The organism is Cereibacter ovatus, from assembly GCF_900207575.1.
In the GTDB taxonomy this organism is placed as follows: domain Bacteria; phylum Pseudomonadota; class Alphaproteobacteria; order Rhodobacterales; family Rhodobacteraceae; genus Cereibacter_A; species Cereibacter_A ovatus.
In genome coordinates this window covers 69,922-86,088 of sequence record NZ_OAOQ01000008.1, presented here as the reverse complement: position 1 = coordinate 86,088, position 16,167 = coordinate 69,922, and the positions used below count along the sequence as shown (strand labels likewise).

Annotated in this window: 11 protein-coding genes; 9 read left to right on the top strand and 2 right to left on the bottom strand. The window is 66.5% G+C overall.

What is annotated here, in order from left to right; genetic code table 11:
- Window positions 1-34 precede the first annotated feature (34 nt).
- From CRO07_RS10520 to CRO07_RS10495, 6 genes are read left to right on the top strand one after another with little or no spacing between them, the layout of a single operon-like run.
- On the top strand, window positions 35-1,681 hold the full coding sequence (locus CRO07_RS10520; protein ID WP_097030651.1) for a GumC domain-containing protein: 1,647 nt from the start codon (window positions 35-37) through the stop codon (window positions 1,679-1,681).
- Window positions 1,678-2,901 carry a polysaccharide deacetylase family protein gene (locus CRO07_RS10515; RefSeq protein ID WP_097030650.1) on the top strand — a complete coding sequence of 408 codons (1,224 nt, stop codon included), beginning with the start codon at window positions 1,678-1,680 and terminating at the stop codon, window positions 2,899-2,901. Before CRO07_RS10520 ends, CRO07_RS10515 begins: the two co-directional genes overlap by 4 nt.
- Window positions 2,898-4,289 (top strand): O-antigen ligase family protein, encoded by a 1,392-nt coding sequence (locus CRO07_RS10510; RefSeq protein WP_097030649.1) that lies wholly within the window; start codon window positions 2,898-2,900, stop codon window positions 4,287-4,289. The genes CRO07_RS10515 and CRO07_RS10510 overlap by 4 nt, the downstream gene beginning before the upstream one ends.
- Complete coding sequence (locus tag CRO07_RS10505) at window positions 4,286-5,497, top strand: glycosyltransferase family 4 protein (RefSeq protein WP_097030648.1); 1,212 nt, start codon at window positions 4,286-4,288, stop codon at window positions 5,495-5,497. Before CRO07_RS10510 ends, CRO07_RS10505 begins: the two co-directional genes overlap by 4 nt.
- Window positions 5,494-6,648, top strand: coding sequence for a glycosyltransferase family 2 protein (locus tag CRO07_RS10500; protein WP_235840972.1), 1,155 nt, complete (start codon window positions 5,494-5,496; stop codon window positions 6,646-6,648). The genes CRO07_RS10505 and CRO07_RS10500 overlap by 4 nt, the downstream gene beginning before the upstream one ends.
- A gap of 3 nt (window positions 6,649-6,651) precedes the next feature.
- Window positions 6,652-7,539: a sulfotransferase family protein gene (locus CRO07_RS10495; RefSeq protein ID WP_097030647.1), complete on the top strand. Its 888-nt coding sequence runs from the start codon at window positions 6,652-6,654 to the stop codon at window positions 7,537-7,539.
- 3 nt (window positions 7,540-7,542) lie between these two features.
- On the opposite strand, the gene CRO07_RS10490 is transcribed toward CRO07_RS10495, so the two are convergent.
- Together CRO07_RS10490 and CRO07_RS10485 are read right to left on the bottom strand one after the other, a co-directional pair.
- The gene (locus CRO07_RS10490; protein WP_097030646.1) at window positions 7,543-9,129 is read right to left on the bottom strand and encodes a lipid II flippase MurJ; all 1,587 of its coding nucleotides are present in this window, start codon (window positions 9,127-9,129) and stop codon (window positions 7,543-7,545) included.
- A gap of 7 nt (window positions 9,130-9,136) precedes the next feature.
- Window positions 9,137-10,141 (bottom strand): sugar transferase, encoded by a 1,005-nt coding sequence (locus CRO07_RS10485; protein WP_097030645.1) that lies wholly within the window; start codon window positions 10,139-10,141, stop codon window positions 9,137-9,139.
- A gap of 1,317 nt (window positions 10,142-11,458) precedes the next feature.
- On the opposite strand from CRO07_RS10485, the gene CRO07_RS10475 reads away from it, so the two are divergent.
- The 3 genes from CRO07_RS10475 to CRO07_RS10465 all read left to right on the top strand — a co-directional run bounded on the left by CRO07_RS10475 (window position 11,459) and on the right by CRO07_RS10465 (window position 16,109).
- Window positions 11,459-12,466: a hypothetical protein gene (locus tag CRO07_RS10475; RefSeq protein ID WP_097030643.1), complete on the top strand. Its 1,008-nt coding sequence runs from the start codon at window positions 11,459-11,461 to the stop codon at window positions 12,464-12,466.
- Window positions 12,467-12,809: 343 nt separating this feature from the next.
- Complete coding sequence (locus tag CRO07_RS10470; protein ID WP_097030642.1) at window positions 12,810-14,777, top strand: cellulase family glycosylhydrolase; 1,968 nt, start codon at window positions 12,810-12,812, stop codon at window positions 14,775-14,777.
- A 225-nt stretch (window positions 14,778-15,002) separates the two neighbouring features.
- On the top strand, window positions 15,003-16,109 hold the full coding sequence (locus tag CRO07_RS10465) for a glycosyltransferase (protein ID WP_176504547.1): 1,107 nt from the start codon (window positions 15,003-15,005) through the stop codon (window positions 16,107-16,109).
- The last annotated feature ends 58 nt before the right edge of the window (window positions 16,110-16,167 follow it).

The window sequence follows — 16,167 nt, the reverse complement described above, 5'->3', positions numbered from 1 at the left end:
AACCGATACCGTTTCCCACAAGGTCCGCCGCGCCATGCTGAAGCACTATCTCGACCTACTGCGCCATTTCCGGTTGGTGATACTTGCCGGCGCGCTTGGAACCGGCGTCCTGGCCTGCCTGCTCAGCATCGTGTTGCTGAACACCATGCCGCTTTACAAAAGCACCGTCACACTGAACATGCAGCCCTCGGAAGAGGCGCTGATGTTCAACAGCGCCTTCATGGGCGTGACGCAGTTCAGCCCCGCCACGATCATCACCCAGACCCATATCGAGCGTCTTCTAAGCCGCCGCGTGGCCGAAAGGGCGCTGGACATCCTGATCGAGGAAAGCGGCGGCAACCTGCCCTCGGACCCGCCGACCGCCTTTGACAAGCTGAAGTCCGCGATCTGGCAGACATGGACGATCCTGAACTACGGTTATTTCCAGCCGCCGACCGAACGCGACCAATGGCTGAACGATCTGATGTCGGCCACCGATGTCGAGATGGTCGAGGGCTCGTATATCCTGCTGCTGGAAATCACCTACGACATTCCCGAAATGGCGGCCCGTGCCGCCAATGCCCTTGCGCGGGCCTATATGGAAACCGCAAGCCACGAATTCGCGGAAGATGCCGCCGCGGTGGATGCGGCGCTGTCGCGGCTGCTGACCGCCACGGAAGCCCAACTGGAAAGCAACAGTGCCGCGCGGCGGCAGCTTGAACGCCAGCTTGGCTACAAAAGCGTCGAGGCTGGCCGCGTGATCCTGATGGCGTCCCGCGCCGAGGCGGACAAGGCGCTGGCCGATGCACGGCGGCAGGTCGCGCGGTTGCGAGACCGGCTGGTGCGGCCGGGCAGCGCCGATGCGGGCGCCGCGGCCACGATCAGCGCCGACCTGGCCACCGCCGAAGCCCTGGTCATTCGCAGCGCCGAGGCGCTGAAGAAAACCGAGACCGCGCTTCAGGCACTTGAACAGACCGAGACCAGACTGGGCGAGATCGCCCTGCGCATCCGCGAGGCCGAAACCGATCTTGCCGAACTCCAGGACCGCAAGCTGAAAACCCAGCTGGCGCGGGAAGCGCGGATGAACCAGGTGGGCGTCATCAGCGCGGCGCAGGTGCCCGTTTATCCGGCCTTCCCGAAGGTGCTTGTCAATACCGTGGTCGGCACGGTCCTTGGCGCGATCCTTGCGCTGGCCCCCATCGCCCTGCTGGATGTGCTGGACGACCGGGTGCGCACCGGCGAAGGTCTGCGCCAGATCGTCGGGCCGCGGGCATTGCCATCGGTGTCGCGCGCGCTGGTGGCGCAGGCGCAGGCGTTCCTTCGCAACGGCGACACACCGGGCCGCGCCCTGTCGGATTTTGCCGAGGTGATGGCCCGACGGCTTGTGACCGAGGGCCGGAAACGGCCGCAGGGCGGCAAGATCGCGGTCACGGCGCTTGGCTCGGCCGAGCAGATCGCCGGGCTGCATGCGGTGGTCGAGGCCGCGGTCAGACTGGTCGATCCGTTTGCCGCCGACGGCGGCGCGCTGACCAAGGTCGTGGCCCTGCCCGAAATCGCCCGCATCGGCGACTGGGCGCCCTGGCGGGGCTGCACGATCATCGCGGGGGTCAGCTGCGGCGAAGCCGACCGGATCGAGGTCGAGCGCGTGGCCGGCATCGCCGTCGATCCCGAAGCGCCCCCCTTCCTGGCGGTCTTGCTATGACGCGCGCCCCCGACCGCAGACGGATACGGCGACGCGCCTTTCTGACGGCGGCCGGGGTGGCGGTCGCCGGCCTTGCGGCGGCGGGTCTCTGGGCGGTGGTGGCGCCGTCCTGGCTGGGGCTTGTCGCCATTGCGATCGCGGGCGCCGGCCTTGCCGGGGCGGCGGCGATCCTGCACCGGCCGGGTGCGGTGCCCATCCTTGTCTATCACAGCGTCTCGCCCGATGCGCGCTGGCTGCCGTGGGCGGAAAATACCAGCGTCCGGCCCGAAACCTTCCGGCGCCATCTTGAAATTCTCAGGCGTGGCGGCTGGACGGTGATCCCCACGACCGATCTGGTCGCGGCCCGCCGTCAGGGCAAGACCATTCCCGATCGGACGGCGGTCATCCACTTCGACGATGGGTATCTGGACAATTTCCTGTTCGCCGCACCGATCCTGCGCGAATTCGCCATGCCGGCCAGCTTTTTCGTCTCGCTGGATTTCATCGAACCCGGAGAGGCGCTTCGGACCGGCGCCGCGGCACAGGGGCCCGCCACCTGGACCGGCTACATGACCGCGGCCGAGCTGCGCGCGATGGATGCCGATCCGCTGTTCAGCATCGAGGCGCATGGTCTGGACCATGCCCGCGTGCCCGTATCGGGCGAGGTCGTCGACCGGCTGACCGCCGGGAACTGGCGCCGTCATGCGCCGCTGGCCTGGGCCAATGACCGGGCCAACAAGGCGCGGTGGTTCGAGGCGGACGGGCCGCCGGCGGGCTTGCGTCTGAACGATCCCGTGCCCGCATCGGATTCGGCCCTTTCGGGGCGCTGGTGGCGCGACGGGGCGCCCGAGGACGAAGCCGCCTATGCCGCGCGCGTGCAACAGGCGCTGACCCAGACCTTCCAGGGTTTGCAAACCATCCTGGGCCGCGCGCCTGCGATCCTTGCCTGGCCCTTCGACCGATCCTGTCCGGTCAGCGTGGCGGCGGCACGCCGTGCGGGGTTTGTCGCCGTCACCGGCGGAACCGGCGAAAACCGGGCGGGCGAAGACCCCACGATCCTCAGCCGGGTTCATGTGCAGGACCGCGCCTTTGGCGGCGGGCCGCTCTGGCTGGAAGGACTGGCCTTCCGGGCACGGCTTCATTCGGCATCGGGCCGGCTGGTCTGGCATGTGCCGGTGGCGCTGGCGGCAATGGCGCGGCGCCGCCGCTTCGGTCGTCCGGGATACGGAGCGGTTTCGTGACGGCAGCCCTTCTTGTGACGCTGACGATGGTGGTCCTTGTGGCGACAGGGGCGCTGGCGGTTCTGGTCGCGGGGGCGGTGGGGATGGCGCCGCTGGCGCTGGGGCTGGGCTTTGCGCTTTATGGCGGCATCGTGCTTGTGGTTCAGCCGTTCCTGGGCGTGGCGGTGCTGACGACGTTTTCGCAGCTTGATGCGATTGAAAAGCTGCTGTTCGGCTTTCTGCCCTTCTCGTTCTTCAAGACGCTGGCGCTGGCCACCGCGCTTGCGATCCTGGCCAACGGGCTTCGGTTGCGCGATCATGTGCGGGTGATGCTGCAACAGCCGGTCGTGGTGCTGGCGATCGTCTTTCTGATGCTGACCGTCGTCTCGATGGCCGGGGCCGAGGACAAGGTGATGGCGCTGGCCTCGATGCGCAAGATGCTCAGTCTGGTGCTGTTGCTGCTGCTGGTGGCGATGCTGGCCGATACCCCGCGCAAGGTGGCGGTGCTGCTGTGGATCCTTGTGGCCACCTCGCTGGTCTCATCCTTGATCCTGCTGGTGGATTTCGTGCTGGGGATGCAGCTTGTGGCGCAGTCGGATGCCGCCACCACCGCCCGCACCGCCGAAGGCGTCGCGCGGTCATCCGGGGGGTCGGACTACAACCCGACCACCGCGGCCTCGATGTTGCTGGTGGGCGTGGTCTTTGCGCTGGTTCACGCGCTGGAAAGCCCGGTGTGGCGGTGGCGCCTGCTGATGATCGCCGGCATCGGCTCGATCGCGGTGGTGATGTCCTTTGCGCGGTCGGCGGCGCTGGCCTATGGCCTTGTCGGGCTGGTGCTGGTCTGGCGTTATCGCCGCTGGCAACACCTGCCGCTGGCGATCGCGGCCATGGCCCTGGTCGGGGTGGCGGCGCTGCCGTTCATTCCGGCGGAATACTGGGAACGGCTGTCCTCGCTGTTTGGCGGGGCCGCCGATCCGACGCTGGGCCGGCGCTTTACCTATAACCTGATCGGGATCGACCTGTTCCTGCATCATCCGGTGTTCGGGGTCGGACCCGGCAATTTCGTCCATCATTTCACCGACAACGACTATCGCTACCTGCCCGGCCGCACCCTGCTGGGGCGAGAGCTGCACAACATGTATCTGTCGGTGGTGGTGCAATACGGGCTGGTGGGGGCGTTCCCGTTCTTTGCCATGCTGGTGATCTGTTTCCGGCAGTTGCGCGCCGTGCAGGCCACCCCCTGCTCCGAGGCGATGCGGGTTCAGGCGCTTGCGCTGGGGTTTGCCTTTGCCGCCTATCTGGTGGCCAGCCTGTTCCTGCCGAATGAGGAAACCAAATACACCTGGCTTCTGGCGGGCCTCTCGACGGCGCTGTTTGTCGCAAACCGGAAGGAACTTGCACGGAAATGAAGATCCTGGTCGTCGTCAGCGAGTTTCCGAAACTTACCGAGACCTTCGCCTATCGCAATGTGGTCGAATACGAACGGCTTGGCCATGAGGTGCGGATCTTTCACATCAAGCGGTTCCGCAAATCCGAGATGGTCCATGACTTCATGCGCGGGCTGGTCAGCCGTGCCTTCACCTTCGGCTATGTCTCTGGCCCGGCGGTCGGTGCGCTGGCGCTTGAGGCGGTGACAGCGCCCCGCCGACTGGGCCGACTACTGGCAGACGTCATCGGCGCCTATCGCGGGGATCCGGCCCGCGGCCTTGCGGTGATGGCCTATATCCCCAAGGCGCTTGCGCTGGGGCGCTGGTGCCGGCGCGCGGGGATCGATCATATCCACGCGGAATTTGCCGGCCACCCGGCAACCGCGGCGATGATCGCCGCGCGTGTCGCAGGCGTGCGCTTCAGCTTTTCGGCACATGCCCATGACATCTTCGTGTCGCAGGCGCTGCTGCCCGAAAAGGCGCGCGAGGCGGGGTTCGTTCGCGCCATCAGCCGTTACAACATCGCATTCCTGCAACGCCTGCCCGGATTTCCGGCCGGGAAGCTGCGGCTGGTTCATTGCGGGGTGACCCGCGACAGGCTGCAATCGGGCGGGCCGCAGCCCCCCGGACAGGGCCCGTTCCGCATTCTTTATGTCGGCTCGCTGATCCAGCGAAAGGGCGTGCGCCATCTGATCGATGCGCTTGCCGCCCTGCCCGCGGATCTTGACTGGCAGGCGCGGATCGTGGGCGGCGGCGATCTGGCCGACGATCTGGCGACACAGGCCCGCGCGCTGGGGCTGGATGGGCGCATCGGGTTCGAAGGCCCGCAACCCGCCGAGGCGGTAACCCGGCATCTGGGCACGGCGCATGTGGTGGTGGTGCCCTCGGTCATCGGGGAACGGGGCCGGACCGAAGGCATCCCGGTGGTCTGCATGGAGGCGCTGGCCCACAGCCTTCCGGTGATCGCCAGCGCGGTGTCGGGCATTCCCGAACTGGTCGAGGACAAGGTGACCGGCCTTCTGGTGCCGCCGGGCGATGCGGCGGCAATCGCGCGTGCGCTGTGCACCATCGCCGCCGACTGGCCCGCGGCAGCGGCGATGGGCGCGCGCGGACGCGACCGCGTCGCCGCGGAATATGTGGTCGAGGACAATGCCCGCCAGCTTGTCGCCCTGATGGAGGAAACCCGGTGATCGAAGCCCTGTTCTGGATGTCTGCGCTGGCGCTGATCTACAGCTTTGCCGGCTACGGCATGGTGCTGCTGGTTCTGTCGCGGCTGCGGCCTGCCCGACCCGCGCCGAAGGCATGGGCCCCCCCACGGGTCAGCTTCCTTGTCGCCGCCCATAACGAGGCCGCGGTGATCGACGAAAAGCTGCGCAACACGCTGGCGCTGGATGCGGGCGGCGCGGAGGTTCAGATCGTCGTGGTGTCCGACGGATCGACCGACGGCACCGCGGATGTGGCCCGCGCGATCGGTGACCCGCGGATCACGGTTCTTGATCCCGGCCGCGTCGGCAAGGCGGCGGCCTTGCGGCTGGGGCTTGAACGGTGCAGCGGCGATGTGGTGGTGTTCTCGGATGCCAATGCCATTCTGGCCGACGGCACGCTGACAGCACTGCTGCGCCATTTCGCTGATCCCGAGGTCGGCGGCGTCTGCGGCCAGATCACGGTGAAAGGCGCGGGGACCGGCAAGGGCGGGCTTGGCTTCTCCGAGGGGCTGTTCTGGCGATACGATCAGGCGCTGAAGCGGGCTGAATCGCGGCTGGGCGGCACCGTATCGGCACAGGGATCGGTCTACGCCATGCGTCGCGAGCTTGTGACCGCCCCCGAGCCGGGCTCGGCGGACGATTTCGTGATCTCGGTCCAGGCCGTGGCCGAGGGCAAGCGCCTTGTCTTTGAACCGCTGGCCTGCACCACCGAAATCGTGACCGAAAGCGTCGAAAGCGAAATGCGCCGCCGCATCCGCTCGGCCGAACTCAGCTGGCGGGCGATGATGGCATGGACCGGCCTGATGAACCCGTTCCGGCACGGCTGGTATGCCTGGCAACTTGTGTCGCACAAACTGATCCGGCGGCTGAACCCGCTGTTTCTGGTGGTGCTTTTGCTGACCAATCTGGCGCTGTTGGCAAACGGCTGGGTCTATGTCCTGACCGGGCTGTGCCAGCTTGGCTTTTATGCGCTGGCGCTGGCCGCGCTGGCTGATCCGCGGCTGCGCCGGTTCAAGCCCGCGGGGATCGCCGCGTTCTTCGTGCTGGCCCATGTCGCGATGGCCGCAGGCTTTGCGCGCTATGCCGCCGGGCGCAAAAGCACGCTCTGGACCCCCTCACGCGAGACGGAGGCCTAAGGTATGGCGGTGCCGGTCTTTGTGCTTGGGTTGCAGCGGTCCGGGACAACCTGGGTGGCCAACATGCTGGCCGGATCGGGCGCGGTTGCCGCGGTTGCCGCGCCTGAACATCAAGGCGTGCATGAAAGCATCTTCTTTTCGCACTTCGCCCGCCTGTTCGGCCCCTTCGACGATCCACAGGCGCGCGGCCGGTTTCTGGATGCCTTTGCGGCGTCGGATTATTTCCTTTTGACCGGGCTGCCGCGGGCCTCGCTTGACGCGATGGTGGCGCAAGCGACGGACCCCGCCGGGGTCTTCGCTGCGGTGATGGATGCTGTGGCCGACCGCGACGGCTGCACGCACTGGCTGGAGAAATCGCCCCACCACACGCTTCTGGCCGATGATCTGGCCATGCGCTTCCCCGAGGCGCGCTTTGTCTGCGTCATGCGCGCAAGCGCGACACTGGTCGCCTCGCGGTTGGTCGGCTATGGGCGCAGCCCGTCGCGCGGGCTGAAGCGGGCGGCCGACATCCTGCGCGGCGCGCTTGTCAATGCGCTTTACGCCAGACACATGCGGCGCTTTGCTGCGCGGGCACAGGGGCGGGCGCTGCTTCTGCGCTATGAAGAGCTGACGGCGCATCCGGCAAGCGGGCAGCGCCGTCTGGTGCAGTTCCTGGGTCTGGCGGTGCCGCCCGAACGGCTGGTCAGCGCCTATAGCCCCAACACCAGCCACAAGCAGTCCGGCACGCAGCGCCTGTCGCCGCTTGACCGGGCGCTGGTCTGGCTGGGCGACGGGTTGGGCCGGCTTGTTCCGCTGGCGGTTCTGGCTTTGGCCGAAGACCGCAGGCGCCGGGCGCGGGGGGCCGACTGGCCCGATTGGGTCTGGCTGAAAACCGGCTACCGCCCGCGGTGATCGCTAGCGCGGGCGCAGTTTCACACCGAACACTTTGATCCCCGCCCCCAGCGCAACAATCCCCAGCCCCCCCGAGGCCGCAAGCTGGCAAAGGCTTTCCAGCTTGCCCGGTTCCTCGATCAGCGGCCGCAGAAGCTGGGCAAGCCCCGGCCCGGCGGCCGCCCCGGCAAGGATGCCGCCGCAGCCAAGCGCCGAGGCGGCCAGAACCGGCCGGGCCGCGCGGAACGCGCCACCGCCGGCGAAGACGCCACTGCCCCGCAGCACGACGGCAAGGAACACGACCGGCACCGCAGGCGCGACAGCCAGCGCCACCGGAACGCCCACAAGGCCGAACATCGGGGTCAGAACCGCAAAAAGCCCCAGCCGCGACAGGAAATCCAGCGCCATCGCCCCCCCGACCAGCCGAACGATGGGCAGATCGTCCTGCGCCAGAAGCCGGACCAGCATCATCCGCGTCACCAGCGCCCCGAACGGCGCAAGGGCCATCCAGCGCACAAGCTCTGTGATGCGGGCGGCGGCATCCGTGCCGGCCTCGCCATGGGCGATCACCACATCGACCACGGGGCCTGCGTTGATAAAGACACCAAGCTGGACAGGCAAAAGCAAGGCACCCCCGGCCACCGTCGCATGGCGGAAGCGCCGGCCAAGATCGGCCGCCTCACCCGAGGCCGCCCGCCACGACAGATCGGCAAACGCCACCAGCCCCAGCGCCATCGCCAGCGTATTGCCGCAAAGCGCGCCAAGACGCTGGCTGAAATCCAGCATCGCCACACCGCCCGCCCCCTGCCCGGCGGCAAAGGCGGTTTCCAGCCAGATGCAGGCAAGCGCCCCGAACGTCAGCAGGATCGCCGCGGAACCGCGCCGGCCGATTGCGGTCGAACCGGGGCCGGACGCCGTGCCGGTGGCAGGCGAGGCACCCAGACCAAGCGCAAGGATCAGCGTCAGCGCCGCCACCGCAAAAAAGGTGATCGTGTAGGCGGCCGAGGCTTGCAGCGCCAGAATCCCCCCCCCGAACAGCAGCGCAAAGGCCGTTGCCGCCCGCGGCAACTGCCGGATCGCGGCCGGGGCGCCAAACCGGCCCCTGACATTGCAGTAGGCCGAAAAGGCGATGGCAGCCACCGTTGCAGGCAACGACAGCGACAGGATCACCACCACCTGCGCGGCCAGCGCCGCGGTTGCCGGATCAAAGTCCGGGGCCAGCGATCCGACGATCGCCGGTGCGGCAAGCGCGAATGCGATGGCAAGCACCGTTCCCAGTGCCAGTGCCGCGCCGCCGGAATGCCCCAAGATGCGCAAGAGGCTGTCCCCCGCCGCGGCCCGCGCCGCGATCAGCGGGATGAACACCACGACGACCACCTGACTCAGGGCTTCGGTCAGGCTTGTGACCAGCCGGCGGCCCAGCAGGAAGGCATCGGCATCCGGGCCTGCGCCCATGCGTCGCGCGATCAGATGCGACACAAGGATCGCGATCAGTATCCCCAGCGCCTGCCCGGCAAACTGCGAACTTCCTGCGGCGACAAGCGATATGCGTCGGTGCTGATTGCGCGGTGTATCGCCGGAAGCCGCCGGGGATCGATTGAACGTGCCCATCTAACCTTCAGACGTATGCCTGCTTCGGCCCATTCGCGGCGTGATCCATGGCCCGGACACGGCCAAGCTGCGGCGGAACCACGACCAGCCCAAGGGCATAGCGTTCAATCACGAACTCTCCGAATGCGGTTTCGGCGGTATAGTTGAAGACGCCCCGCTTCTCGGGTTCGGACAGGATGATCCGCGCCTTGCGCAGGCCACCCGACCGCAGCCGTATATACAGCACCGCGCGTTCGCCCGCCGCGACACCCGGCAGGTTGGGGGCCGTGATACGCCGCAGCCCGATGGACTCGACCGTCGAAATCCGCTGGCCGCTGTCGGTTGCCAGCCAGATATCGCGCCGACGCACGGGGCTGGCGCTGCGGATCGGCCGGAACATTCGGCCGCCGATCTTCCGGCCAAGCTTTTCCATGATCGACATGAAGATCTGCACATGAAGCAGAAGTTCGGCGCTGATCGAGACCGGCCTTGTGACAAGCCGGTTGTTCATCCGCGCACGAAGGCGCTTGCTGGCGCCGTGGCCGAAATAGGCCTGTGTGGGACCGATCAGCCCCGGCTTCACGGCAAAGCGCAGATCGTAATCGGGGATACGCTCGCGTTCGATTTGGGCGATCTCGGCGCGCACCGGGCGCGGCCCGCAGAAGTTCATGTCACCCTTCAGGATGTTGAACAGCTGCGGCAGCTCGTCCAGACGGGTTTCGCGCAGCAATCCCCCCAGCGGGGTTTCGATCCTGGAATCGACCGGAAGGGTGCGGTCGCGCGTCAACTCGCGGGCGCGCGATGTGCACAGCGTCCGGAACTTGATGATGTGGAAAACCTTCTGATCCTTGCCAAGCCGCGGACCCCTGTAAAAGATCTCGCGGCCCTGAGTGGCCAGCAGCACGCCCGAGATCATCACCAAAAGAGGTAGGATGATCAGGATCAGCACCGCCGCTTTGGTGAAATTGTAAACTCGATACCACTTTTCACTGGCCGGACGAAACCCGATTTGCCTTTTGGAACGTAGCTTCATCAATACGCCCTACAATTATAAAGACAGCCCAAAAAACGGGCGGTTTTGTCTACCGCGCACCGGCCTTTCGCACGAACGCCGCCTTGAAACTGCAAGGCGGACGGATGGCGCGACGTCATCAGAACTGCGGGCTGCGACAGAAACGGGATTGCAGCGGGCAGCCAAGACCGATTGCGAACAGGTGACGACTCACATATTCCAAGCCATTCCAATTCGAATTCACGTTTACTGATTATCACGAACCATTAACAGAAAAATGATGCGTGCAGCATTAATCTAACACCGGCGCCTTGGCGCGTCAGCGGTGGCCCGCCAGCCCGATCCCAACAGGAAAGTCAAAACTTCAAAGGCGGTTAGCGTCCAGCGGACAAAAGGGTCAGGCCGCATTTCCGCGCGCTTAGGCCCGCGGCACGCCGGATTGCGACAACCTGCCACGCCCCCGCCCGATCGCCGGCACCTTTCCGCCGCGCGGGGTCCATGGCCTGTCGAGGCGCGACATTCGCCCTTGCGGGACGGCGCATCGTGTCTAGGTTGTGTGATGTGGAACGGTTGGGCACACTTCTTCTGGCTGGATACGGCATCGGCGCAGGGGGTGGAGTCCTTCTTGCGATCTCTGGCAATCCTTGGCTGGGGTTGCTTGCCTTCTGGATCGGCGGCGCGGCGGCGGCGCTGGCGGTCGGGGGCCTGCTTCACCTAAGCGGGGTCTGGCGCCCAAAGAACCGGCGGCGGCGCGGTGGCCAAGGCCCGATGGACGCCGGGGCAGGCAAGCCTGCCGATGTCGTTCCAATTCAACATCCATGCGATGCGGACCATCGGGGCGATGTCGAACGCCCGAAGAAAGTGACCAAAGGCCCCGATCCGTGACCGCCCGCCCCCGGGGCAGGCTTTCGCGACACACACTCCGCCCGATCGATGCGCAGGGCCGATGGTGCGCGCGCCCCCCGCGGCAAGATCCCGACGCCCGGCAAAGCCGGGCTTGCGCGCTTGGCTTGCGCCACAAAGCGGTGGGACAGCGACGATGCGCCCCGGCAGTGGGCGCTTTTGCGGTGGGCCGGGCGCAAGCTACACCTTGACGGCGGGGGGGGCGGCATTCCCTAATCAAACGCAGGCGCGAATTTTGACGCGCTGCCGGGCCAAGGCCGGTGCCACAGGCAAGACATTGCCCTGACAGGCCCGCGCCAAGACCCGGCAAGGCTTTTGCGAACGTGCGGCCGGCCGTTCGTCCAAGGTCTTTGTTTGTTGATGGAGTAGTCGGAATTGAGTGAAATCAAAGCTGTTTTCAGGGGCGCGGACGTTCGGGACGAATTTCTTGCGGTGATGTCCGAGACCTTTTCCCAAGAGGCGGTTGAACGAAAGCGCCGCGCCTGGGACTGGTTGTTCAAGGCGCCCTTTCGCACCGAGACCAACCCCGCACGCGTTCTGACCATCGAGCGCGCAGGCCGCCTTGTCGGCGGCGTCTTCCTGCTGCCGACAGAAGTCACGCTGGATGGCGTGCCAACGCCCGCCGTGCTGCCGATCGGGAACAACATCCGGCCCAATGATCGCGGGGCCGGGATGGTGACGCTGAAGACCTGTTTCAACCTGGGCCATGGCGGGATCACGGTGGGCCTTGCCAGCAGCGACCGGCTTAGCGCGGTCTGGGTCAGGCTTGGCGCGGCCGAAAGCCCGCCGCGGACGCTGTGCCGCAAGCTTTACCGCCCCGGCAGCATCCTGGCCCTGCGCGGGCGCCTTCCGCGGATGCTGGGCGGGCCTTTGGATGCGGTGTTCCGCCTGCCACTGGCCATCATCGGCATCATGCGCCCGTCACAGCGAAAGACCGAACGGATCGTGCCGATCGAAACCTTTGGCCCCGAGTTCGACACGGCATGGGAGGCGGCCCGACCCTCGGTCAAATGTGCGATCTCTCGGACGTCGGCCCATCTGCAATGGCGCCATATCGAATCGCCCTTTCCGGCGGGGCGGTGCCTTGCGCTGTATCGCGACCGGAAGCTGGCGGGATATGTCGCGATCACCATCGCCCCGACAGGGTCCGGGCCGGCGGGGCGCGTCACGGACATCTTCGCCTACACCGGCACGGCCCGCGATTACGGCCTGCTGCTTGCCGCCGCCGACGCAGAGTTCATGCGCGCGCGCTGCACCTATGGCGAGATTGCCTATGGCTGCTCCAAGGCCATCGACACAGCCGCGTGGCGCGCGGGCTTCTTCAGCCGCAAGCAGACCCGGCCGCTGAACCTGGGCCATGAGAACCCCGACGCGCGCGCGGATCTGCCTCGGCTTGCCGCGGACATGCACTTCTGCCGGGCCGACCATGACGAGGATTACTGACCGCTTCGGCAGGCGCGATCCGCGCGCCTGACCCACCGCCGTGGGCGGACGCGGCGCAGCCGGCCAGCCTGTGACCGCCCGCGCCACGGCCCCCGCGCCCGCAAAACAGCACGGACCCGCCGCAGGCGCGGGGTCCGGACGAATTTTTTCAACCCAGAGCGGATTTACGCCCCGCGCCTGAACCCCATGGCGGGAAACAACTTTCCCGCGATGATCGTCGCGCTTCGCACGCATTAAGGTAAAAATGCGGCGCCCGGATCGCAAAATTTTCATTCCGATCACTAAAAAAAAACCGAGTTGGATCCGATTGAGCCCCTGACAATCTTTCGCGTGGGGCTAAAAGATGGAACTTCAACTGAACGAACTGGACGTGCCGCAGAGTGACAAGCTGGGGTTGGCGTTTCCGATCAGCGACCCGAAGACCTATGCTGCACTGGCCGACGCAGGCTTTGGTGCCGTGCGGCTGGGGGTCTCGTGGCAACTGATCGAAGCCAGCGACGATGCATGGAACTGGGCCGGGCTGGACAGCCGGATCAAGGCGCTGACCGATGCCGGCATCAAGCCGCTGCTGACCTTCTATTCGGATGCCGTCTGGGCGACCTCGCCGGGCGACAACGACGCCAAGAACCTGCTTCCAAACGACATGGCCGAGTGGGCGGAATTCGTCGGGGCCACCGCGGCGCGCTATGGCTCGTTGGTGGATGACTATCAGGTTGCCAACGAATTTTCCAGCATCAACAACCGCTCGGGCGGCTGGGCTTCGACCTCGGAGGCGCTGGTCACCTATGTGAACACGGCCTATGACGCGGTGAAGGCGGCAGACCCGCAATCCACCTTCGTCATGGGGGGTGTGGCGTCGCTTGTCGCGGATATGGCGCAGGTCAATCTTGATCGCGCCACCTTCGAGCCGTCGCAGCCGATCTCGGCCACGTCATCGATGACCTACACGGTCAAGGAACTGCGCAGCGCCGAAGCCGACGCGCTGATCGCAGAGCGGCTGCTGATCCCGCTGCAACAGGCGCGCTACGATCAGGCCGCCGTCCACCTTTACGGGGACCGGACGCTGGATGCGCTGCGCATCGAATTGATTTCCGATCTCAGCGGTGGCCGGCCGGTGATCGTGACCGAAAGCGGCGCGCCGACCTATGACGGCACGACGACGCCCACGGGGGTTGACTATTTCGCCACGTCGGCGCTGTCGGATCTTGGCGCCATCGCGGCCGGGGCCGAAACGGTCTACTGGTTTCAGGACTACATCACCGGCTCGACCTACTATAACCAGTTGATCGCGCTGCGGGACGAAAACGGCAACCCCAAGCCCAGCCTCTGGGCCAAGAAGCTGCTGGCGATCTACCTCACCGACGATGCGAAGGTGACGACCGCGGCCGAAGGCATCTATCACGTCGCATCGCCCACGGGCGGCGATGCGCTGATGGGGATGGGGTCGTCCTTCGCGGCCTCTGACCTTTACGGCGCTTTCGGGACGAATGACGTCTGGGTGCTGGAAGATCCGTCCACCGGCGGCATGCGCCTGCTGTCCCCCGGAGAGCGGCCCGCCGACAGCGACTTTGTCGTGACCGACAACGGATGGCTTGAACGGTTCGTCGGCGGCGGGGACCAGAACCCGGTTCCCACGCCCATTCCCGAACCCACTCCCGAGCCGACCCCCACCCCCGAACCCATTCCCGAGCCCATCCCGGAACCGACCCCCACCCCCGAACCGGCCCCGACGCCGATCGAGGAACCCATCCCCGAGCCGGTCTATATCACGGTCCAGACCGGATCGGTGGGGATCGAATTTGCCAAGCGGTCGCTGCTTCAGACCGAGGTTTCGCAGACGGTCGATGGCAAGGTGGTCGCAACAAACGTCTATTCGGGGCAGAAGAAGGTGTCCTCGATCAGCCTCGATCAACTTGATATTACCCTTAGCGCCGCGGCGCCGGGGACGTCGGCGGCGCTGTGCTGGAAGACGGGGCGCTTTGGCGTCATCTCTGGCAATGAAAGCAAGGCCGACGCACAGCAGATCGATGGCAACGAGCGTCTGATCATCGAGTTCGACAGGCTGCTGGCCAAGGGCGACTTCCAGTCGCTGTCGCTGACGGCATGGGATGCCGCCAACGGCGAAACGGCGGTGTTCTCGGCCTATCACAACGGGATTCTTGTCGCCTCTGGCGAAGAGACGTTCGCATCGGGTTCGGTCTCGTTCGATCCCGGCGTGACCTTTGATCGCCTTGAAATCGGCGCCGGGGCCTATGACGCCTTTGCCCTGCGCGGGATCGAGGTGGACCTGTTCGGCCTGCAACTGGCCTGACATCCCAGTGGCCCGCCCCGGTGGGCCACCAGAATGCCGGCGCCGGCCCGCCCGTCGACGGGGCGGGCCGGCGTCTGTCTTTCGGCATTTTGCTGATCGCGCGGGCGTCGGTCTGTTCCCTGCGCGGGCAGGCCTTCGCCAAGCCGCAATCCCCGGTAGACATCGCTTTACCTGTTGGCAGGTTCTGATACTGCGGATGGGTGGATGATGCACGGGATCTTGCCGATGCCTGAAAAAGTTGCGTTCTTTCTTCCCCATTTCGGTCACGGCGGGGCCGAAGGCGTCGTGCTGCGCCTGCTGGACGGCATGGACCGCACCCGCCACACGCCTGTCCTTGTGCTGCAACGCCGTCAGGGCGAGTTGCTTGCCCGCGTGCCCGGCGATGTGCCGGTTCTGGCCCTGCGCCATCCGCGCCCACCGCGCTGCATTCCTGAACTTGCCCGGCTTTATGCTGACGAAGGCGTGGCGCTGGCCGTCACCATGACCAATGCGGCCAGCCTGTATTCCATTCCTGCCGCCCGGCTTGCGGGAACGGCGCCTGCGACGCTGGTGACGGAACACACACCCCCGTCCAGCTTTCTACCCGAGGCCAAGCTGGCCCGCCTTCGTCGGATGGCGATCCGCCTGACCTTTCCGCATGCCACGCTGATCGGGGGGCCCATCGGGGAAATCGGCGCGGATCTGGCCGATATGCTTGGCGCGGCCGCCCCGGAATTCGTGTTGCTGCCCAACCCGGTCGTGGACCATGTGGGGCCCATGCGGCCCGTGCCCGACCTTGCGCGTCATGTGGTCAGCGTGGGCCGCCTTGCCCCCGAAAAGCGGTTCGACCTGCTGATCGATGCCTTTGCGGCCCTGCACCGGGATCTGCCCGATGCGCGGCTGACACTCCACGGCGAGGGCAGCGAACGCGCCGCGCTGGAAGCGCAGATCGTCAGGCTTGGGCTGGGCGATGCCGTCAGGCTTGCCGGCTATGCGTCGGACATGGACAAGGTGCATCGGACGGCTGATCTGTTCGTCTGCACCTCGCGGCGCGAGGGGCTTGGCAATGCGATCATCGAGGCCATGGCCCGCGGCATCCCGGTGGTCAGCGTGGATTGCCCCTTTGGCCCAAGGCGGCTGCTGCGTGACGGCCGGGCCGGGCGACTGGTGCAGGACGCATCAGCCAGCGCCATCGCCGAGGCGATGAAAACCACCCTCGGGTCACAGGATCTGCGACGGCGCTATGTCGATGCCGCATTCGACGTGGCGCGCGACTATGAGGCCAAAGCCGCCGTCGCCGTATATCAGGCGACCTTTGATCGCGCGATCGCGGAACGGCGTCGGGCGCGGTAACGCCCCCCTGCCCCATCCGGCCGATCCCCCCTGCCCTGCCGATGCGATCGGCGGGACG